Genomic DNA, 20,536 nt, shown 5'->3' with positions numbered 1-20,536 from the left:
CTCCGTGCGAGTGACAACATTCCTGCGCGAAATTTCACGCAACCTGACCTCGGGCACCGCACGCGTCGGCGTCCTTACCGGACTTGCCGCGGCCCTGCTCACGGCACTGATACTCCTAGAAGTTCTGACGATTGCGGGCTTCGTGAAGCAAGGCGTCGACTACCGGGCTGGGGGAGCATCGATCACGACCTTGGCGTTGACGGGTCGTATCGATGGTCAGGCGTGCGAGGAGCTATCTGCTGTCCCCGACGTCATTGCATCCGGTGCGATGAGGGAAGAGGTCGCCACTGTGTTGGATGTTCTGCCGGCTTCCCCGATCAAGCACTACACCAGTACCCCCTCATTTGCTCGCGTGCTCGGCGCTGGCGATAGCGGCGAAGGGCTCTACTTCTCCGACGCAGTTGTCGAGGCCGTCGGGACCGGTGCCATCGCTGTAGACGGCCGGGAGATCCCGGTGCGGGGCACGTACAACTACCCTTCCGATGGGCGACGTGCAGGTTTTGGCTGGGCAACGTTGGTGCCGACTTATGCCACGGATGGTGTCTTCGATGAATGTTGGGTCCAGGTGTGGCCGGAGCGGGGGGACACCAGGCAACTGCTGCTATCGACTCTGACACCTCCGAAGGACGCGAAGTCGAGTGACGAACCGAAAGTGTCGCAGCTGAACACCAGATTTGGCACCACGTTCGAAGGTGCGCGCGAGTACGCCAAACGCCCAACGCTTTACGCTCCCGCGGTCGCCCTGATCGTCGGCCTGATCATCGCAGCTGTCGCTGTGCGAGCACGCCGGGTTGAGATTGCAGCAAACCTTCACGCAGGCACATCTCGCACGGTGATGACCCTTCAGCAGGTGTCCGAAGCTGGCGTATGGGCGCTTGCCGCCGCAGTCATCTCGTGGGGAGCGAGCGTTCTGGTTATCGCGCTCGTCATTCCGACCGAGATGCATACCCTCGCACTGCGCACAGCTGCGATCGTTCTTGCCTCGTTGGTCGGCTCGTTGATCGGGTCACTGATCGGTACGACTACCGTTCGCGAGAGCAAGTTGTGGGACTACGTGAAGGGTCGATAGGTGGTCGATGTGCGGTCACTAGAACCCTCGACGGTCATCCTCCGACCCGCGATGGCGTGGCCAAGTCGAGGTGAGGTTGCCCCCGAATCCCGGACAGGTGGTTGGTTGGTCAGGCTGCCAGCGCGAGCTGGCGGCGTTCGTACTCTAGCGGGCTGAGGTAGCCGATGCCGGAGTGGCGTCGGCGGGCGTTGTACCAGCCGTCGATCCAGGCGTATGCGCCGCGGCGAGCAGCGTCGATCGTGGCGAACACGTGCCGGTGGTAGTACTCGTTCTTGAAGATCGACCAGAACGACTCGGCGGCAGCGTTGTCCCAGCACACGCCGGTGCGGCCCATCGACCGGAGCACCCCAAGCTCCCTCGCGGCGTCCGCGAGCTGGCCGCTGGTGTACTGGGTGCCCCTGTCCGCGTGGAAGATCACCTTCCGCGGCAGCGCACCGCGGAGCGCGACTGCTTGCCGCAGTGCCGCCTCCACGAGGTCGGTGTGCATGTTGTCGGCGACGCAGCGTCCGAGGACCCGGCGGGTGTGCCCGTCGCGGACGACGCACAGGTATGCCCATCCCTCACCGGTGCGCAGATAGGTGATGTCCGAGAACCAAGCCAGGTCCCTCTCACCCTGGTCGAACTGCCGCTCAACGAGGTCGGGGACGGGGAACGGGTCATCCCCGTGGACGGTGGTCGGCGGGTGCCAGGTGCGGGGGCTGATACCCGCGATCCTCTTGTCCCGCATCAGGCTGGCGACCTTCTTCCGCGATACGGCGACACCGGCGTCCTGCAAGTCGGCGTGGATCCGCGGCGCCCCGTAGGTGCCATCCGATGCGGCGTGGAACGCCGCGATCTGGACGGTGAGGTCCGCGTCCCGCTGCTGCCGCGCAGAGGGGCCCGCGGACTGCCGGGCACGCCACTCGTAGAACCGCCGCCGGTCCACCCCCAGCAGACGGCACATCCGGGTGACCGTCATCGTCGTGCTGCCGGCCTTCTCCGCCTCGATCACCGCGAACCGCTCCTCGGGTTCTGCTTCGACGCGAAGAAGGCCGCCGCTTTTCCCAGGAACTCGTTGTCCATCCGCAGTTCCTGCACCTCACGACGCAGCCGTTCCAGCTCGGCCCGCTCGTCCAGATCCAGCGGCGCCGCCTCGCCGTCACCGGTCCGGGCACGCTCGGTATGCACCCACCGGCCCAGCAGCGCCTCGCCGACCCCGATCTCGCGGGCGACCGCCGCGATCGTGCGATCCGTGTCGATCACCAGCCGGGCCGCCTCACGGCGATACTCCGGCGTATACGACTTCCTCTTCTTGCTCGTGCCCATCACGGACATCCTCCCTGACAGGCCCGCGAACACGCGGATCCCGCCTGGTCAGTGTCCGGGATTCGGGGGCAACCTCAAGGGCGAACTCTCGGGATATTGCCGATGGACACAAATCGCACGGCCTGTGTCGAGTTGTTCTCATCGTCCGAGAGCAGGAGTCTCTCTGGAGCATCGGCTGACGAGGCGTCCGTGATGGCTCATCTTATGGCTGTTCCTTCACCGGCTGCGGACGGCTGCGCAACGTGGGCGGCGGCTCGGATTAATGGGGATGTGCGCCAAGCGCGCTGGCGAGGTGAACGCTGGTGCGACTGTGCACATCGGCAGCAGTTTGGTGCGGCGAATGCGCGCTCTTTTGGGAGAACCGGCGCTTCTTCGGCTCAGCGAGGTGCTAGCGGACGGCCTCCTTCGGGCCGGACCCCCACTGCCGGTATCGAAAATATACGCGTTCATTGGTATGAAGGAGGATGACGGTGCCATGCTGTCAGATTGATTTGCAATTAAACGGGGATAGCCTCGGGAGTTTTGGGCGATGAAGAACAGCCTGATTGTCGAGAGCTCTGCCAACTCGTGCTATTTCCGAACCTCGGTCGATGATGGGAGTCGAAAGGCGCTCGTGCAGATCACGGAAAGATGCAATTTGCATTGCGCTCACTGCTTCGTTTCGTCGATGAGAAATGGACGCGACATGGCGATCGACGACTTTGTTGATGTCGTCATTCCACAATTGCGAGCAGCAAGTGTGGAACGTGTCACACTCACCGGCGGTGAGCCGTTTGAGCACCCAGAATTCCTCGAATTTTGCCGGCACCTGATCGCCGAGGGTATCCCGGTCGGAGTCTGCACGAATGCCACCCTAACGGATGACTGGCAAATCGATGAGCTAAAGGCTCTCGGCGGCGTCCACATCAACGTCAGTTTCGATGGGTTTCGCCCGGAGTCCCATGGAAAGTTCCGTGGCAATCAGGCATCCTTCGCCGCCACGCTTGAGACGACGCGAAAGATTGCGGCTGCCGGCCTACTTCAGGGAATACTCTCGACACCCAACTCGCTCACGACGCCAGACGAGTTCGCTGCCCTTTGCGAGTTCGCCCTTGAGGTGGGCGCGAAGTACGTGCTGATGAACCCCCTGTCCGCCTTCGGTCGCGGCATCAAGAGCAAGGGTCGCCTGGAGGCTCCTTCTGTAATGATGCGGAAGATCAAGCAAGCCACCGCTCGCTTCAACTCTTCGGAGCTTCAGGTCGTCGACATTCGGTTTCCAAACGACACGCTCCCACTCGGCGGCTGCGATGCGGGCAAGCTCATCTACGTTTTCACTGACGGCACAACCGCAGTTTGTCCATATCTGGTGTTTGCTGCTCGGAATCCTGTTTCGCGGCACGATCCGGCAGAGTTTATTGTTGGAAATGTCTTAAGCGACGACGTCGCGAAAGCACTCGACGATTACAGGTTTCACGAACGCTACAGCGTGGGGAACAACTCGGCATGTAGGAGCTGTTCCCTGAACACCACCTGCGGCAAGGGATGCCCCGCTGCGGTGATCGCTGACGGCGGCTTCATCGGCAGCGTGGATTCGCTCTGCCCGGTCCCCTCCGCTACACGTGAACTGCTCCCGCTACGGGCAGTGTGACGACCATGTTCGTAGTCATCGAGGGTCCGGACGGTGCAGGCAAGTCGACGCTGGTCAGTGAGCTCGCCGCGCTGGTCAGCAGCACCTCTGGTCGGACCGTTCGGGCCACGCGGGAGCCCTCTGACTCCCCGCTCGGTGCCTTCATCCGTGCTGAACACGCCGCCTTCTCGCCTCGCGGTCGCGCGCTTGCCGTTGCGGCTGACCGTGCGAACCATATTGACGGCGTAATTCGGCCATCGCTTGAGGCGGGCGACGTTGTGATCTCTGACCGATACGTGCCCTCGTCGCTAGTTCTTCAACGACTTGATGGGCTTTCGCTAGAGGAGATCTGGCGGTACAACTCTTTCGCACCGCCGCCTACGCTAACCGCGATTCTCGTTCCGGATCCTCAAACCGTCTCTAAGCGACTAGATGCCCGTGCATTGCTGACACACTTCGAGGAGCGATCTACTCCCGCCCTCCAAACGCTGCTGTATGGAGAGGCGGCAGACTTCTTGCGGGCGCTGGGCTGGAACGTTGTAGCGATTGACGTCGCTGCGAGCAGCCCGAAGGAAGTCGCTCAGCGTATCCTCGCGCATTTCGCGTGACGCGCCAGTTAGAATCTGGTAAAATCAAACGGGATTAGATGATGACCATTAGCATTACGACTATAAATATCGGCGCTACGTCGAAGGAGCGAGCTGAGCAATTCACCAATTGGTTCGATGAGCGCGGTGATGACGTGTACGTCATCACCGAGGCCAGTGGTGGTGAGGGGACGGCACGTCTCCTCGATCGTTTTCGCGATGCCGGGTACCAAGTGGCAACCAACGGCAACTTCGGTCCTGAACGCGGCGTGGCGATCATCAGTCGTATCCCTTTCCGTACTGATCAACTCGCGCCTTTCGTGGACGTAACAATCCCGTGCCGTGCTGCCGCGGTGGTCCTCGACACTCAGCCGGCTCTTTCTCTAGTCGGACTCTATATACCCAGCCGTGACGCATCGGCAGATAAAGTCGAGCGCAAAAAGTCCTTCCTCGAGTCGCTTCAGCATGCTTTGCGCGCGCTGCCCGCGGTGACTCGAAGCTCAATCATCCTGGGCGGCGATTACAACGTCGTGTCGCGAACCCATCTTCCGAAGTACTCGACGTTCCTTAAGTTTGAGTACGACCTCTTCGACACATTGAGCGAACTCGGACTTGGTGACACGCACATGGCGCTGCACCCCGGTGACCAACCCCATAGCTGGGTTGGCAGGACGGGCGATGGCTATCGGTACGACTATTTTCATGCTGGCGGCGCAGTCCTTCCACTTGTGAAGAGCTCTGAGTATCTCAGCACCACGCGTGATTCTAAGCTCACTGACCATTCCGCGGTGCGTCTTGAAATTGATGCGAAGGCCGATCGTCTAGAAACACGGGGGCTTCGCGATAGTTCCGCTCAGACGCTCTTCGACTTCTAGTCTCCGCTCGGGGTCAGAGTCATCCTTTCGAACGAATTGAGAGCAGCATGGCATACGATCTGGAACACATGCTCGTTGTGGGCGTCGCGTCTAGCGCGTTGTTCGACCTCACTGAAGCCGACCGGGTTTTCCGCGAGCATGGCGAGGCCCGTTACCGTGAATATCAAGAGACGCATATTGCGGACTCGCTTGAACCAGGTGTCGCTTTCCCGTTCATTAAGCGTCTCCTCTCGTTGAATGATCTGTCCGAGGATGGTGCTCCGCTCGTGGAGGTGATAGTGCTCTCGCGGAATGACCCGGAGACCGGTTTGCGCGTCATGCGCTCGATCTCAGATCATCGGTTGCCCATCACGCGCGCTATTTTCATGCAGGGTCGCTCCCCCTACGCATTCATGGGTGCACTCAATATGTCGCTATTCCTCTCTCAGAACGAGAAGGACGTGCGTGTCGCCCTTGAGATGGGCTTCGCGGCGGGGCAGGTCATCGGCTCCCCTGCAGCTGATCCAGAAGGAACGGACCTCAGAATCGCGTTCGACTTCGACGGTGTCCTCGCTGACGACTCTTCGGAGCGCGTTATGCAAGAAGAAGGACTTCCGGCCTTCCACGCACATGAGACGAAGCATATTGACGAACCTTTGCCCGACGGCATGCTCTCAGATTTTCTTCGGGGCATCAACCGTATCCAGGACATCGAAGAGGCGCGGGCATCGGCGGATCCCGGGTATGACCGGCGAGTCCACGTCGCAATCGTGACTGCCCGGAACGCGCCATCTCATGAGCGCGTCGTCAAGACGCTTCAGTCGCGCGGTGTTCGCGTCAATGATGCCTTCTTTCTCGGCGGAATTGAGAAGGCGAAAGTGCTCCGGGTCTTGAAACCCCACATCTTCTTCGATGACCAGATCGGTCACCTTCGTGGGGCGGCCGATGAAGTGCCGAGCGTTCACGTTCCGTTCGGGGTGATCAACGAATAGCGTGCGTTCGTTTACACATTCGAGACGATGTGGTGTCTCGAGACGTCGATCGCTTCGGTGGAAGCTGCTGCTTCGCCTTTCCTTCATGTCGAGGTGATCCTTGAGGCTTCAAAGCCTACGCGAGTGCCGTCCAGCGCATCGTTCATCTCAGAGTCACCATGCCTGCCGCCGGCATACCTGAGGCACCAACCTCGGCGACTCGATACGGCTACTGAGCGGGCCCTAACAGGGCGAACCTAACAGCGGCGTGATGAGTCGCTCGCAGGAAGAAGGTGCTCGAGGTTAGCCCACGCCGGCGCCAGGCTTAGGTAGGCTTCCGTTCGTGGTTCAGCTGGGGGTGCAGGAGGCGCGCAGTCTGGCGACTCTCTTCACCACGGCTACCCTTCGGTCGCTCGCTGCTCCGACACCGTGGGATGCGATACGGCGGCTCGAACCTTTTCCCGACATAGTCGACGCCGACATTCCCCTGGGTGAGGTCCTCGACGAGTTGTTCAACAGTCTCGCGCGCACTCGTGCATCCGAGTACGTCTATAAGAACGCGATTGTGTCTCGCTTAGTCTTCGGGCGCCACCGTCCGACGACAGCCGGCGCAACGACTGAGATGCCAATTGGTCGTTCCTTCGCCGACGTCGTTGTAGTGAACGGAACGATCACGGTCTATGAGATCAAGACTGATCTCGATAGCTTCGCCCGTCTAAACGATCAGCTTGCTGACTATTCAACTGTGGCCGAACACGTGTATGTCGCTACATCACAGCGGCGCGCCGAAGCGGCGCTGCGGATGGCACCGCTGCATGTCGGCGTACTTACAGTGGACAAGCGCGGACGGATCTCGACGCAACGTGAGTCGGCGGGCGGTACTGGCCGCATCTACGCATCGTCACTGTTCGGATCGCTTCGCCAAGCCGAGCGGGTCGAGGTACTTCGCGAGCTTGCAGTGTCCGCGGTCGGATCTAGCACCGGGGCGTTGCGCGAAGCTTTTACGACCATTCCGATCGAGGACCTCTATCCGTCAGTGGTCAGGATACTTCGCACGCGCCTGATGTCCCCGGCCCGTCTGGTCGGTGAGGATAAGTTTCCGCTCTCACTTAGGGCGCTTGCATACGGGGCCGACCTCAATCCGTCTGCTCGGGCGCGCCTTGTATCGAGACTTCGAGGACTTCCTCGAGAACTCTTTGAAATCCCATAGACTTTTATCGCCGCTTCAATGGGGTGCGGCGAGCCTGTTGAGGGGGACAAATGTACTTTCCTTACCTGTACGGTCTGGCCAGCGAATTGCTTGCGCTTCGGGACCTGATCGACGATGAGTTTCAGGGACCACTGCATCCCATCATTGAGCCGGTCAGGGCTGACGCTTCGGCACTCAACACGGCTTTGAGGGCTGTAGGAACTGGAGGCTTCGGGGCCTCGGTCGTGGTGAATCCTTCCCTGCGTGATTTTCAAGTGCCTGCCGCCCGCGCTTCGTGGTGGGAGATGGCTGGCCCGCAGCTCAGTGACGGGTCAGTGCGGCCCGCGTTGGTCATCGACTCTCACACTCGAAGATCTGAAATCGAGGACTTCGAACGCACCTTCGACGGGGGCGCCCTAACCGTGGTTGTGCGATCTGGCGCTGTTGATGCCAGCATGGTTGCCGGCCTGCTCGAGGTTCAAGACGTACTTGTGGTCGTGCACCACAACGTGGACGATGCCGCGTACTCTCAGGCGTTCGGCCCCTCCGCGGTTGTGCGGCTGACAGACTCGTTCAGACGGCAGCCTCGCAATGCTGACTATGAGGGTAGCGACTGGTTCTCAGATGGTCATCGAACCTACGGCGATGGGGGTCGGCCCGGCTTTGGTGACTATACGGTCCTCGCACCTACTCCGTCAGATCCCGGTGGCGGACCCGCGGCGGCTGTTGTGGTGCACGCGTCCTACCTCGGTAGCGACGGCGACCTGTGGGTTGCTCACTATGTTTCAGATGCAATTGAGCGTGGTGAGGGCAGCGCGGGCGAGAAGCTCCTTGAGGCGCTTGATCATCTCGCCGTTGATCGTGACCTTTTCGACAGCACGTCGGGGATGCTTCGTTTCGATGAGCTGAGGGCAGTGCGTCGCTTCACGAATCTCGCAACCAACAAGCGCCACCAGATCTCCCACCACATCGCCATTGCTACCCAGGCAGCTCGCGGTTGAGATTCTCTTCCTCACCTCTGAGCGAGAGGCTTCAGCGCACGATCACGGATCTGACGCCGGGGCGCGATGTCATCCTTTGACGCACCCTCCGGGCAACCCAACTCAGATGTCACCTACTGGTGTGGCGGACCCCCGGGCGTAGAAAATGCGTGAGCTGCGGCTAGGTGATCGCTGCTCAAGAACTAAGGCTTCGCGTCGACGCCTGGATCGTGTCAGTTTAGTGCCCCACGCCCGGCCGGAGTGCGGCGATGATGTCGGCGGCTTCCCCCGTTGGCGGGGTGGTCGCGGTGAGTTCGTGTCCGTCGATGGTGATCGTGACGTCACGCAGCGGGCGCAGCGCGCGGACGATACGGCGGACCGTCACGCCGGTGGTCTTGTAGAGGTGCCGGCTGATCGCGAGAGCGCAGAACACGACGGTGAGGTGCGCGTGGATCGAGTCCGCGGTCGACGCGAACATCGGCCTCGCCCGCAGGTCGGTCTTTGCCATCCGGAACGTCGCCTCGACCTGGAACAGGTCATGGTAGGCCGCCACGATCTCTGCAGCGGAAGCCGTCGCGGTGCTGAGGTTGGTGACGTACCCCTTGAGGCCGATGTATTCGCGGGCCTTCTCGACTCTTGCCCAGTTCACGCCGGGCTTGGTGCCGAGGGTGACGAACCGGTCCTTCTTCGCCGGGCGGGTGCCGGCAGCGATCTGCTCGGCGCGTTCGATCTGCTTGTTCAACGTGATGTTGTCGCGGATCTTCCGCTTGTGGGAGTACTGCCACACCACTCGCCGCTCCCGCGCGTTCACACCCGCACCCATGGTTCGGGTGGTCTCGACCGTCTCCCCATCGGTGACGATGTTCCCGACGGTCGCGTAGTGCTCGGCGAGATCGTATGGCGCGGAGGAGGTGCGGGAGCCGACGATGAAACCGAACCCGGCGTCCTCCAGCCGGTTCAGGTTCGCTGCGGACAGCATGCCGGCGTCCGCGACGACCACGACCTCGGTCGCGGAGTGACGTTCGCGGAACTGGTCGAGGACGGGCAGCAGGGTGAGAGTCTCGCCCCTGTTGCCCGCGAACTCGTGGACTTCGAGGGGGAACCCGCCCTGGTCCACGAGGAGGCCGACGAGGATCTGCGGGTCGACGCGGCGCTCTTTGCTCATCCCGACCTTGCGGAGCTTGTCTTCACGCTCCGCCTCGAAGTAGAGGGTGGTGACGTCGTAGAGCACGACGGTGAGCGGGCCAGATCGGGTCGCATGCGCGTAGGCTGCGGCGGCGATCTTCGACCGCCAGTCCTGCTCAACGCTGCGGGCGAGGGTCCGCCACACGGTCGACAGCGACGGCGCACCCGGGACACCGAGCTCGTCCCACACCCGCAGCGTGTCCGCCTTGCTGGTCGGCTCGACGACGCGGGCCAGGACCAGCTTCTTGAATGTGTCGTTGCCGACCGCGTCGAACCCGAGACGGGCGTAGGCGTCCTCGAGGACATCCCACAACAACCTGGACCTCGACCCGGTCACCGTCGGCGCGGTCGTGGCCGGCGGCGTCGCGCCCAGCCCGTCCAGATCGAACGGGACATGCCCGGCCAGCTCCGCGATCCGCTCCCGCGCGATCGCGACCAGCACCGCGAGCTGCTCATCGTCGTGCGCGGAGCCGAGGTGCTCCACGATCGTCCGCACACCACGGGTCTTCGACGCGATCTGCACCGCCGTCGCACCCGACGCGGTGCGCACCTTCCGCACGAACCACCCCACCGAGCGAGTCTAGATCGACGCCGTTAGTGCCCCGCACGAGGCACCAACACCCCCGGAAAATCAAGCCTCAACGATCCTCAACCCGCGAAATCACCCGACGGTGACACGATCCAGGTCTGACGCCGGGGCGCGATGTCATCCTTTGACGCACCCTCCGGGCAACCCAACTCAGATGTCACCTACTGGTGTGGCGGACCCCCGGGCGTAGAAAATGCGTGAGCTGCGGCTAGGTGATCGCTGCTCAAGAACTAAGGCTTCGCGTCGACGGGGCACAGCGCCAGGCGTACTAGCCGACCATGCGATTTGTGAGGCGTTGCGCCCAGCTCTCCAGCCTGGCGAGAACACGCAGCCGCAGCGGGTGCTTCTTCGACGCCCGTGCAGCGACGATGGATCGCCAGTCGTCCTGGCGTTCTGCGATGAGGGTGCGCCGGTCTCCCGCCGCGGTGGCGTTCTCGTACGGGCAGTAGGGGCCCGAGACTACGGTGGAGTGCTCAAGGCGATGAGTCGACAGGATGTACCGCAGCGGCGCCGGGACCCCGCGACGGCCGGGGTGGGCGGTAAGGCTGACGAACTGAGTCAGCAGCGCGCCGCTCACGCTCGCGGATAGCGTCGCGACGTTCTGGCGCGCGGGCGCCTCTCGGTTGGCGACCTTGATGTACTCGGCGTCGTCGAGGAGTCCGAGCTTGTCCAGGGCGACGTCACCGGCGACGAGCTGACCGATGCAGGCCATGCATGGCCGCCCGGGGACGAGGGTATGGGCTCGCCAGATCCCGTTGCGCATACGGCCGTCTTCAAACGTGTCCAGGGCGATTCCGCCGTCGATGACGGGGATCAGGTCGGCGTAGGCAATGCCGTTGAGTACAGCCCGCGGCCAGGGGCCGTCGACGCAGGAAAAGATCACGTCGTAGTCCAGGGCGATGCGCACTCCTTCAGGGTCGGTGATGCTGTTCTCGTGACGGCGAACCTCGAAGCTGCTTGCTGTCGCGGCGGACCTCATCAGGCGAGCGGCAACGTCGACTTTCGAGCGCTGGAGAGCGGCATCGAGGCGAGTTGCGCCGATCAAGCGGTCGAGGTTGCGGGTCTCGACCGCGTCGAAATCCATCACTCCGACGGTGAGCAGACCTGTCGCTGCGAGACGCTGAGCGACGTCGAGGCCGACACTACCGCCGCCCACGACGAGGACCCGCAGCCGGGAGATCAAGCCTTGAGCGCGTTCGCCCCACGAAGAAACGGTGCGCTCCTGTGAGGCGGTGACGCGGGGCACAGCGCGGAGTTCGTCGTTCCAGGTCACCGTGAAGGTCGGAGCAACGGACCGAACCGACTCGGCCCAAGTTGGTTCGGTCCGGTCGAACCAGAAACGAGCCGACCATGCAGTGTCGTGGGTGCCGAGTGTCATCCCGAGAAGCGGCATCTTGGTTGTAGAGCGAGCGACGCGCTCGTACTCGGACTCGGTGTCCCAGTCCATCCGCGAGAGTAGTTGCCAGCCCTCTGCGCCCGGGTGGGAGTGCAGCAGCACGAGGCCCTCCCCGGCGGCTCGAGCTTCGCTTGCAGCACGGAGGACGTACGCGCTGGTGAACGAGGCGTTGCCGTGCACGAGGCGCTCACCGTCACGGGGGAGGATGACGGATCGGATCAGGGCGGTGGTGCGCTCGAGGCCGGTTGAGAGGACATAGGTGGCGATGAGGACGTCTTCCTGTCCGTCCTCTCGAATGAGGCGGTCGAGCACTGCCGCTTCGGTTGCGCCCGTCATGGCGACCGAGTACCGCATGTCACACCTCCGCGGCGATTGCGATCGAAATGAAACCGCGGACGTGGCTCAGCCATGCCCGCGCCGGCGGCACTGACATGTCGGTGTAGTTGTACTCGCGGGAATGACGTACGAACCCTGGGGCGCAGTCGGTGCTGTCCATGTTGGTCTGCTCGAACAGAATCGTTTCGGGCAAATGGACCCAGTGCGGCGGCACGGCTGGCCAGCTCTGAACCTCAGAGATACTGACGCCGGTGGTAACGACCTGGCCGGCGAGGGCACCGCCCACAGGAGTGACCTCGTAGAGGATGCGGGGGCCGTCGGCCCTCGCCGGGGCGCCCGCAGCAGTCATGTCGTCGATGAACTCCTGGGTCGCCTTGGTGAGGTCCTGGGTGTCGCTCACGCGACACCGCCGACGTGCTTCGCGGTGACGAACTCGTCGCCGTCGACGATGATCACGATCTCGTCAGCGGTGAACGGAGCCGAGGAGCCGACGCGAGCGAGGTCGTAAACGGTCGGGCTCATGCCCGCGAGGCGAAGCAAGTCGGCGGCCGTCTGGTCGTCGTCGTAGGTGCGGAACGGCTCGCCGTCGATGGTGAAGCGAACGCGCTGACGGGAGCGAAACCGCTTCCCATCCTTGAGGTCGATGATCTGGCCGTCCTTGATCTTCTCCTCGACGCCGTTCTTGGCGATGAGGAAGAGGTCGAAGATCTTCGGGTCGCGGCCGGCGAGGCGCAACAGCGCGCCCGCTGTATGGTCGCTATCGGTCGTCGTGTAGCGGTTGTCGTCAATCGTGATGGTGAGGCGGTCCGAAATGGGCATATCTACTCGCTAGGGTTTGCCCCGTGCTGGCCGGGTGGTTCGCATCGGGGGGATGTTTCCATCCGCCCAAGGCAGACGACGTAATTCGGAACTAGCCGGCGCAGCCGACGCAGACGTTCACCTGAGCAGACTGTTCAGCTATCGGCTTGATCAGAAAGCACTCCACGCAGTTGAATTCGTCGACCGTCCGGCACTCGCAGTAGTTGCATTCGGGACATACGGGGGTGCCGCAGGTCTTACACACGTCAGTGGCTACGAAACTGGCGCCACAGCTTGTTCTCTCGCATGTCCAGGACTTGCCGTAGCGTACCCGCGTATCGTGGTAGACCGACAGTTGCCACGGCACTCGTTCGACGGCGGCGACGATGACAACGTGCCCCTTGCCAATCGTGGTGGCCTGCGCATACATGGTCTCGCCTGCCTCAAGACCACTCGAGTAGCGAAATCGAGTCCGGGTCTCCGCAGTGGCGCCGTGGGTTCGAACGTGTGCATCCCAGATCGCTGTGTGCTGTTGGTGGCTTCCCCGGGGAAGCCGGAATGCTCCCCGCGAGGCGCAGATCTCGACGACACCCTCCTCGGTGAGGAGAACGATGTGTCCATCAGTCTGCAGGTTCTTGGACGCGCGGACGACGATAGCCTGGCGGGAGACCGCTGGTAGCCTTGCCCATAAAGCTGCGACGTCGGTCGCTGCGGGCGTGGCATCTCCAAGAACATCGGATGCGATCTGGTCAGGGATCAGTACCGCGGCCGCAAATGCGTCGCACGCCGCTTCTTCGAGCGCCTCGCCAACATCGTCGCGGACGCCGAGGTTGTCGACCAGCTCGTCGGTGGTGCGCTGCAGATGATGGCCCAGTTCGTGCAGAGCCGTGAAGTTCATCCGTGCAGGAGTGGAACGACCGATACCGATTCGCGGGATCAGTGCGGTCGCCCGGTATCCGCCCTCGACATCACAGCGGGGTGAATCTGCTGGAATGTCGGGTCGGGGTCCAAGTAGGCGCAGGTCGACTTCGCTCCATGACTGGAGCCAGGAGATGGGGTCTCCCCGTAAGTCTTCAAGGGCTCCCGGGGAGCGACGCTCGAGTTCGCGAAGCATGATTTCGACCTGCGAGGGGGCATCTAGACGTGCGCGCAGGCGCTCAGCAGGGTCAGTGGTCATTGTCTACCTCGAGGTAGCGCTCGATGCGAGGTTCCCAGTCCTCATCGGTATGGCCCCCTGTTGTTCGGTAGGCCATCGCGAGTGTCCCGAACGCGATCTGTTTCCATGCCGTCGAATCGCTCCAGTCCCACTTTCGTGCCTGGGCGCGGACGGCGTTGCGGAATCGCCGCTTTGACAGGTCTCGCCGGAGGCCAGTCGGGATGGCTTCTAGTAGTCCAAACACCGCTGCGGGAGAAATGCCCAGAAGTTCAGCTATCGAGTACGCCATTGGTGGAGTCGGGACTAGTCGTCCGCGGAACAGGTCGAGCGCTTGTCCAACGCTCACGCCAAGTTGCCTCGCGAGCTGGCTTGGGGTGGTGCCTACCGCTTTGAGTCGAGCCGGCAGGAGCCCGTTGCCGCCTTCGTCAAAGGCATCGAGGCCGTCCCAAAGTTCTTTAGCTCGGGTGTCGTTAGCTGATGCCTGAGGCAAGGTATGGGCGATACGAACGTCGGACTCGATCAGGCTGCCGAGGGTTATCGCCGGGATAGCTCTCGGAGCACCCCAATGCGCGCGTCCATCTCCGAGTGCGCCGGATTGCACGTGCTCCGGTCCGTTGAGCTCATGGGTGTCGTCGAAGGTGACGGGTACGACGACGGGGAGGGACGCGTCCGCCTGTGCGACCAGAACCAACTCCCTGAACGTGTCCCACCTGGCGACCCAGAGCTGACCCGCGCAGACGGTGCGCTCGTCATTGGCAACATCCGGGATAGATACCCGTGATGCCAAGCGCAGGAGATCGTCGACGGTGATCGGCCGAATCTGATCGTTCACGACCGCTGGCCCTTCTGTGTGTAAGCCCGTTCGTGGTAACTGACGACGTAATTCATGCGTGTACCTCAGTTGAGCACATTCGGAGCAGCGGCCCAAGCGCGTCTCTGCCGACATCGGACCCGACCAACACCCGAAGATGGTCGCGGAGCGTGTCGGCGGCTTCAAGTCCCGCATCGCCGAACGACGATTCAATCGCGTCCGAATCCCCGAGGATGGGGACGATCGACCGCTCAAGCGGGCTGAGTTCTGCGAAGAACTCTTCAGCTAGCAACTCAGCGTCGAGATCGGACACTGCGTGTTCGGCCTCGGCCTCAGATGCCGCGCGATCACCGTCAAACCCCGCCACTTGGGGTGGATCGATCAAGTCGAAACGCACCCCGAGGAAGTGAGCGAGGGTCTGAGCGCGTAGCGCGGCGTTCAGCCTTTCGAGGACTCCGTAGGTCATCGTGAGTAGGCTCTCTCGCGCTGGCTTCGGGGTCCTCCCGGCGCGCGGCAGCGAGAGGATTGGTGCAGCCTCGATTCCTATAGAAAGATCGAGCAACTGCCCGACGTCCGCCTGAGAAGGAACCGGAAGGCTACTCGGGAGAGACCAGGCGTCTTGACCCTGATGGAGATCCGATGCATCGATGAAGCGGTCATCCTGCCGAAGCAGAGTCTGCATCCGACGGCGGAGTTTGCCGATCGGCTGCGACTTCGCCTCATCGATCAAATCGTTACGGATCGCGGCCAGCAACAAGCGTTCGAGCGACGCCTGGTCGTCTGCCTTGAGAAAGCAGGCGATGACGAACCCGAATCCGTTCTTGCGCAGGAGAAGCTTGGCGATGTGATCAATCACAGCCTGATCTGTCCATGCGACATGCCCACCTCGGGGCGGGAAAGTGCTAGTCCGAGTGACCTGAGCGACGAGCCGCTGGAGAAGTGCGAGCGTCTCGCGCCCGGGCTGGCGGTGCGCTTTCAGTTCCTCGAACGCGGTCATAGTAGGGCCGCCCCCAGGTGACGACACGCATAATCCTGCAATGTGCTCACTCCCCGCGCTACGGAACAGGCGACGCCGAACCGCTCCGCATTGAGCGGGCGCCCTGTTCTCTGCCTCCAAACGTGTCCCATGAAGCACAGGATTCCCTCAAGTCCGGCTCAGGATTCCCCTAAGACAGCATCGCTCTCGCCCAATGCTCGAGTGCTACGACGCAGCGCTAGGTGATCAGAGGGATCGAGCGCTGAGCTCGAGGACGGAGTCGCTCACCTTCTCGGCACCCGATTCGGCGATCGGGGTCGGATCCTCTTGGTGACGATGTCACGTTGAGCGACCAAGCATGTTCCTCACTGTCGTCGCCGAGAACTCGACCCGTTCCGCAATCTGGTCATACGTCCACCCATCTGCCCTCAGCGCCTGGGCGAGTTCAATCTGCTGTTCACTCATCGACTGAGGACGCTTTCTGATACCGGCGCGCTTCAGTCGATGATGCACCGTCCACTCGTTGATCTCGTACTTGCGTGCGATTGCGGTCGACTTCATCCCGGACTGGTAGTCCGCCACGATCGCAGCGTTTGTCTCCGGACTTAACCGCTTCGGGCCGCGAGCCACATGAACCGGCACCGCACGCCGAGCACCACACTGCCCCTCCGCCTGGGCCTTCAGCTGAGGTTGCCCCCGAATCCCGGACACTGACCAGGCGGGATCCGCGTGTTCGCGGGCCTGTCAGGGAGGATGTCCGTGATGGGCACGAGCAAGAAGAGGAAGTCGTATACGCCGGAGTATCGCCGTGAGGCGGCCCGGCTGGTGATCGACACGGATCGCACGATCGCGGCGGTCGCCCGCGAGATCGGGGTCGGCGAGGCGCTGCTGGGCCGGTGGGTGCATACCGAGCGTGCCCGGACCGGTGACGGCGAGGCGGCGCCGCTGGATCTGGACGAGCGGGCCGAGCTGGAACGGCTGCGTCGTGAGGTGCAGGAACTGCGGATGGACAACGAGTTCCTGGGAAAAGCGGCGGCCTTCTTCGCGTCGAAGCAGAACCCGAGGAGCGGTTCGCGGTGATCGAGGCGGAGAAGGCCGGCAGCACGACGATGACGGTCACCCGGATGTGCCGTCTGCTGGGGGTGGACCGGCGGCGGTTCTACGAGTGGCGTGCCCGGCAGTCCGCGGGCCCCTCTGCGCGGCAGCAGCGGGACGCGGACCTCACCGTCCAGATCGCGGCGTTCCACGCCGCATCGGATGGCACCTACGGGGCGCCGCGGATCCACGCCGACTTGCAGGACGCCGGTGTCGCCGTATCGCGGAAGAAGGTCGCCAGCCTGATGCGGGACAAGAGGATCGCGGGTATCAGCCCCCGCACCTGGCACCCGCCGACCACCGTCCACGGGGATGACCCGTTCCCCGTCCCCGACCTCGTTGAGCGGCAGTTCGACCAGGGTGAGAGGGACCTGGCTTGGTTCTCGGACATCACCTATCTGCGCACCGGTGAGGGATGGGCATACCTGTGCGTCGTCCGCGACGGGCACACCCGCCGGGTCCTCGGACGCTGCGTCGCCGACAACATGCACACCGACCTCGTGGAGGCGGCACTGCGGCAAGCAGTCGCGCTCCGCGGTGCGCTGCCGCGGAAGGTGATCTTCCACGCGGACAGGGGCACCCAGTACACCAGCGGCCAGCTCGCGGACGCCGCGAGGGAGCTTGGGGTGCTCCGGTCGATGGGCCGCACCGGCGTGTGCTGGGACAACGCTGCCGCCGAGTCGTTCTGGTCGATCTTCAAGAACGAGTACTACCACCGGCACGTGTTCGCCACGATCGACGCTGCTCGCCGCGGCGCATACGCCTGGATCGACGGCTGGTACAACGCCCGCCGACGCCACTCCGGCATCGGCTACCTCAGCCCGCTAGAGTACGAACGCCGCCAGCTCGCGCTGGCAGCCTGACCAACCAACCACCTGTCCGGGATTCGGGGGCAACCTCAAGCTTCTCAAGGTGAGCAGTTTGGCGCTCTCGATTGCAGTAGGAGCGCAGGAGGCGCACAGTGTGGCTCTGTTTGGAATTGCAGAGCCCAAGTGTTTGGAAATCGCGACAGGAATCAGGCTGAGGCTTCGAGCTTCAGCCTGAGTCTCGTTTTGGGCGTCGCACGCGCCCGCGGCGGCGTCGAGAGCGCCGTTCCCCGGACATGACCCCACGACGAATAGCCCCTTTCGGGGCTATTTACGTTGTTGTTCGGTTGAGGGTTGAACCGGGGATTCAGTGTGGGAGCGGCATGCCGTGTTCGTCGGTTCGTCGCCTGGTGCGCTGTTTCGGCGTCGTGTCGGTCGCTTCGTCGTGTTGTGTTTTGAGGAAGCTGACGATGCGCCGCATGTTCGAGGCGGCGAAGGCGAGCCCGGCGGTGAGCGCCTGATACGCGTAGGTGCGGGGGCGGCGGCTTTTCGGATTGCCGAGATCGGTGCCGGCTTCCTACGGCAGCGAGACTCGCGACGGTGAGTGCCGGCAGCGCGGGGGAGCGTCTTGTGGTCATCGCTGGCCTCCGTCTCCGCCGGCTCGCTGCGGCAGACGGGTCCATCCGCGGTCGGCGAGATCCGCGATCGCGCGCTCGAGCTCGGGGTTGGGGATGTAGAACGTGGAGGCGTTCTCCAGGCACTCCTGCAGGTCGAGGTAGAACTCCTCTTCGGGCCAGTTGCTACGGGACATGGTCACCACCCCCGGATCCGGTCTTCGACGTATCGTGCGAACGCCGCTCGCTGCGCCCCAGTGAGGGGTCGCGCCGCGTGAGTCAGGGCCTCGATGTGCTGCTCGAGGTGCGCTGCCTGCTTCGCGGCTCTCTTGGATGCGTCGGCATCCGCCTTGAGCTGGTAGGCGGCCCGGTCGGCGACTTGCCAGGCAGTAAGGGTCGGCTCGTCGACGTCGGTGACGTGGCCGGCGATGCGCGGCCCTCGCGGGCCTTTCGAGAAGTAGACGTCGGGCTCGTCGGCAGGCGAGGTGATGGTGATGCGCGCCCCGATCTGCGCGCCGGTCACGAGCGGGGCGGTGTAGTAGCGGGTGCGCTGGCCTTCGAGGTAGGCGTAGCCGAGCTTGCCGTTGCTGGCCAGGGTGCGCCGGCCGATGTAGGTGACGTCTGTCGAGACCGGCTCGGGCGTCTCTGTGGTGCTCATCGTGGTTCCTCTCTGGTCCCTGTAGGTCATAGGTGCGCGAGCGCGTGCGGATCGGACAAGGCGTCGAGCTCGTCCGGGGTCTGGACGAGGGTGGCGAGATCTGCGGCGAGCAGCTGCCGGGTGCCGCGGCCCGGCCGGGACTGATCGGTGGGGGTGACGGCCACGGCCCGGGAAAGTCCGCCGGCGATCGCAGCCGCGGTCATGCCTGCGGATCTCGCCCCGATCTCGACGAGGACGAGGCGAGGCGCGAGTGCGGCGATGAGGCGTGCGCTGCGGTGGGAGGTGGCGCCGTCTCGTGACGGCGGGGCCTCCCAGAGGATCAGCCCATCGCGCTCGAGGATCTCCATCTGCGCGGCACGGGAGACGTAGCCGGCCTCCGCCTCGGCGCCGGCATCCAGCCCGTTGATGACGAGCTGGTCTCTCAGGTCCAGGATCCGTGCTCGCACGATGCTCGGCGTTCGCGTGGGGCTCGAGGCAGGTCTGCGGGAGCGGGGCTGGAAAGCCTCGTCTTCCTCGTCGAGCCACCGTTCACGATGTCCTGAAACCAGACACCACCGTCACCGCCAGCGTCGAAGCCCCGACATCCCTTGCAAACACTGGGATGTCGGGGCTTTCGCTTGTCCCGGAAGTGGCCAGGTGTGAACAAAGTGTGGACAACCGTTTGAGTCACCCCTTTCGATGTCTCAGGACATCGTGAACGGATGAACCCCCGGTGTGGGGTTCACGTCCTTTCCTTGGTGAGCCCGCGGACCCGGCAGCCTCAGCAGCGCGACCCCGGCTGCGTGCGGCTCTCGGCGCTGAAGCCGATCGCGGCGATGAGGAGCCAGAGCGCACCCGGGCCTGCCGCCATGTACTGCAGGGGCGAGATCGCGAGCAGGAGCGTCAGTGCACCCAGGATCGTGCTCGTGATCCCGAGCCAGCCGGACACACCGCCGTGCCGGCGCGCTGCGCCGACGGCGAGCGCGGCGACGCCGCCTCCGAACCACAGCCACGGAATCGTCGCGATCCAGTGGGAGTAGAAGCCGATGTCGCTCGGGAGGTTGATCGCGCTGTCGCCGATCCCGAAGAGGAACTCGGTGTCGAGCCCCGTGCCGAGCATCTGCGCTGCGACCACGAGCAGCAGACCCGAGAACGCGATGAGCGGCACGAGAGAGGCGGACGGCAGAGCGGACGTCAAGCGTCGATGCAGACCGGCCGCGAACACCATGAGCAACCCCGCGGAAGCGAGCGTCACGATGTGGAAGGCGATCATCGACGGGCGTTCTGCCATGAGGCCGGCATCGATGGCCTCGGAGGTGATGACGCTGCCGGGGATGTACTCCGGCGAGAGCGACATCGAGAGGAAGACGCTCGCGAGGGAGCCGATCGCGGAGGCGACGCCCGTCGCGGCCCACCTCCTCGAAGCGGTCGAGACGGGGACGGTGGACGAGTTCACGACGGCGGACATGGTGCCTCTCTGTGGCAGCGGAGTGACGTGCGGATGCGTGCCGGACTCGGCCGGACGATTCCACCGTGACGGTCCCGACGTCCCGGGCGAGAGGGGCCGATGTCGTCG

Annotated in this window: 22 protein-coding genes; 9 read left to right on the top strand and 13 right to left on the bottom strand. The window is 63.6% G+C overall.

The features are described 5' to 3' along the window. The first annotated feature begins 10 nt into the window (after positions 1-10). Positions 11-1,069 (top strand): hypothetical protein, encoded by a 1,059-nt coding sequence (locus JOD60_RS01850; RefSeq protein WP_157128012.1) that lies wholly within the window; start codon positions 11-13, stop codon positions 1,067-1,069. Positions 1,070-1,178: 109 nt separating this feature from the next. On the opposite strand, the gene JOD60_RS01845 is transcribed toward JOD60_RS01850, so the two are convergent. After that, positions 1,179-2,377 (bottom strand): IS3 family transposase gene (locus JOD60_RS01845; RefSeq protein ID WP_372430786.1). Its coding sequence is split into 2 segments (ribosomal slippage): positions 1,179-2,101 and positions 2,101-2,377, totalling 1,200 coding nucleotides; the frame shifts between segments, so codons are not numbered across the junction. Positions 2,378-2,903: 526 nt separating this feature from the next. On the opposite strand from JOD60_RS01845, the gene JOD60_RS01835 reads away from it, so the two are divergent. The 6 genes from JOD60_RS01835 to JOD60_RS01810 all read left to right on the top strand — a co-directional run bounded on the left by JOD60_RS01835 (position 2,904) and on the right by JOD60_RS01810 (position 8,582). After that, entirely contained in the window at positions 2,904-4,001 is a 1,098-nt protein-coding gene (locus JOD60_RS01835; protein ID WP_076691959.1) for a radical SAM protein, read from the top strand. A 5-nt stretch (positions 4,002-4,006) separates the two neighbouring features. Continuing rightward, on the top strand, positions 4,007-4,588 hold the full coding sequence (tmk, locus tag JOD60_RS01830) for a dTMP kinase (protein WP_204981584.1): 582 nt from the start codon (positions 4,007-4,009) through the stop codon (positions 4,586-4,588). Positions 4,589-4,629: 41 nt separating this feature from the next. Next, a complete protein-coding gene (locus JOD60_RS01825) occupies positions 4,630-5,442 on the top strand; it encodes an endonuclease/exonuclease/phosphatase family protein (RefSeq protein ID WP_198159094.1) in 813 nt (270 codons plus the stop codon). 47 nt (positions 5,443-5,489) lie between these two features. Beyond that, complete coding sequence (locus JOD60_RS01820) at positions 5,490-6,413, top strand: 5'-nucleotidase (RefSeq protein WP_076691957.1); 924 nt, start codon at positions 5,490-5,492, stop codon at positions 6,411-6,413. 322 nt (positions 6,414-6,735) lie between these two features. Next, a complete protein-coding gene (locus JOD60_RS01815; protein ID WP_157128010.1) occupies positions 6,736-7,602 on the top strand; it encodes a sce7726 family protein in 867 nt (288 codons plus the stop codon). Positions 7,603-7,652: 50 nt separating this feature from the next. Next, positions 7,653-8,582, top strand: a complete 930-nt coding sequence (locus tag JOD60_RS01810) for a sce7725 family protein (RefSeq protein ID WP_157128009.1) — start codon at positions 7,653-7,655, stop codon at positions 8,580-8,582. 217 nt (positions 8,583-8,799) lie between these two features. Here the strand turns inward: JOD60_RS01810 and JOD60_RS01805 are convergent, their stop codons facing one another. The 7 genes from JOD60_RS01805 to JOD60_RS01775 form a co-directional block, all read right to left on the bottom strand. Continuing rightward, a complete protein-coding gene (locus tag JOD60_RS01805) occupies positions 8,800-10,317 on the bottom strand; it encodes an IS1634 family transposase (RefSeq protein ID WP_076689818.1) in 1,518 nt (505 codons plus the stop codon). 286 nt (positions 10,318-10,603) lie between these two features. Continuing rightward, the gene (locus tag JOD60_RS01800; RefSeq protein WP_198159093.1) at positions 10,604-12,067 is read right to left on the bottom strand and encodes a ThiF family adenylyltransferase; all 1,464 of its coding nucleotides are present in this window, start codon (positions 12,065-12,067) and stop codon (positions 10,604-10,606) included. A 19-nt stretch (positions 12,068-12,086) separates the two neighbouring features. After that, a complete protein-coding gene (locus JOD60_RS01795) occupies positions 12,087-12,467 on the bottom strand; it encodes a hypothetical protein (protein WP_076691954.1) in 381 nt (126 codons plus the stop codon). After that, positions 12,464-12,886, bottom strand: a complete 423-nt coding sequence (locus JOD60_RS01790; RefSeq protein ID WP_076691953.1) for a multiubiquitin domain-containing protein — start codon at positions 12,884-12,886, stop codon at positions 12,464-12,466. Before JOD60_RS01790 ends, JOD60_RS01795 begins: the two co-directional genes overlap by 4 nt. Positions 12,887-12,977: 91 nt before the next feature. Next, positions 12,978-13,979: an ImmA/IrrE family metallo-endopeptidase gene (locus JOD60_RS01785; protein ID WP_076691952.1), complete on the bottom strand. Its 1,002-nt coding sequence runs from the start codon at positions 13,977-13,979 to the stop codon at positions 12,978-12,980. Between the two features lie 52 nt (positions 13,980-14,031). Beyond that, positions 14,032-14,853 carry a helix-turn-helix domain-containing protein gene (locus JOD60_RS01780; protein WP_076691951.1) on the bottom strand — a complete coding sequence of 274 codons (822 nt, stop codon included), beginning with the start codon at positions 14,851-14,853 and terminating at the stop codon, positions 14,032-14,034. 52 nt (positions 14,854-14,905) lie between these two features. Further along, positions 14,906-15,298 (bottom strand): hypothetical protein, encoded by a 393-nt coding sequence (locus JOD60_RS01775; protein ID WP_198159091.1) that lies wholly within the window; start codon positions 15,296-15,298, stop codon positions 14,906-14,908. A 153-nt stretch (positions 15,299-15,451) separates the two neighbouring features. Here JOD60_RS01775 and JOD60_RS01770 point away from each other — a divergent pair, with 153 nt between their 5' ends. Further along, entirely contained in the window at positions 15,452-15,850 is a 399-nt protein-coding gene (locus JOD60_RS01770) for a hypothetical protein (RefSeq protein ID WP_157128008.1), read from the top strand. A gap of 297 nt (positions 15,851-16,147) precedes the next feature. On the opposite strand, the gene JOD60_RS01765 is transcribed toward JOD60_RS01770, so the two are convergent. Continuing rightward, positions 16,148-16,390 carry a helix-turn-helix domain-containing protein gene (locus tag JOD60_RS01765; protein ID WP_076691949.1) on the bottom strand — a complete coding sequence of 81 codons (243 nt, stop codon included), beginning with the start codon at positions 16,388-16,390 and terminating at the stop codon, positions 16,148-16,150. 177 nt (positions 16,391-16,567) lie between these two features. Between JOD60_RS01765 and JOD60_RS01755 the strand changes: the two genes are divergently transcribed. Then, a protein-coding gene (locus JOD60_RS01755; protein ID WP_372430786.1) for an IS3 family transposase occupies positions 16,568-17,766 on the top strand; the annotation gives its coding sequence in 2 pieces (ribosomal slippage) (positions 16,568-16,844 and positions 16,844-17,766; 1,200 coding nt in all). A gap of 577 nt (positions 17,767-18,343) precedes the next feature. Here JOD60_RS01755 and JOD60_RS01750 read toward each other — a convergent pair. The 4 genes from JOD60_RS01750 to JOD60_RS01735 all read right to left on the bottom strand — a co-directional run bounded on the left by JOD60_RS01750 (position 18,344) and on the right by JOD60_RS01735 (position 20,428). Next, positions 18,344-18,520: a hypothetical protein gene (locus tag JOD60_RS01750; RefSeq protein WP_157128007.1), complete on the bottom strand. Its 177-nt coding sequence runs from the start codon at positions 18,518-18,520 to the stop codon at positions 18,344-18,346. 2 nt (positions 18,521-18,522) lie between these two features. Next, a complete protein-coding gene (locus tag JOD60_RS01745; RefSeq protein WP_076691947.1) occupies positions 18,523-18,981 on the bottom strand; it encodes a hypothetical protein in 459 nt (152 codons plus the stop codon). A gap of 26 nt (positions 18,982-19,007) precedes the next feature. Further along, positions 19,008-19,427, bottom strand: a complete 420-nt coding sequence (locus JOD60_RS01740; protein ID WP_076691946.1) for a DNA-processing protein DprA — start codon at positions 19,425-19,427, stop codon at positions 19,008-19,010. Between the two features lie 314 nt (positions 19,428-19,741). Beyond that, positions 19,742-20,428 carry a hypothetical protein gene (locus JOD60_RS01735; RefSeq protein ID WP_076691945.1) on the bottom strand — a complete coding sequence of 229 codons (687 nt, stop codon included), beginning with the start codon at positions 20,426-20,428 and terminating at the stop codon, positions 19,742-19,744. Positions 20,429-20,536 lie beyond the last annotated feature (108 nt).

Source organism: Microbacterium aurum, assembly GCF_016907815.1.
GTDB classification, from domain to species: Bacteria; Actinomycetota; Actinomycetes; order Actinomycetales; family Microbacteriaceae; genus Microbacterium; species Microbacterium aurum.
Note: the sequence above shows the minus strand (reverse complement) of the source record. Positions and strands in the feature narration are given on the sequence as shown.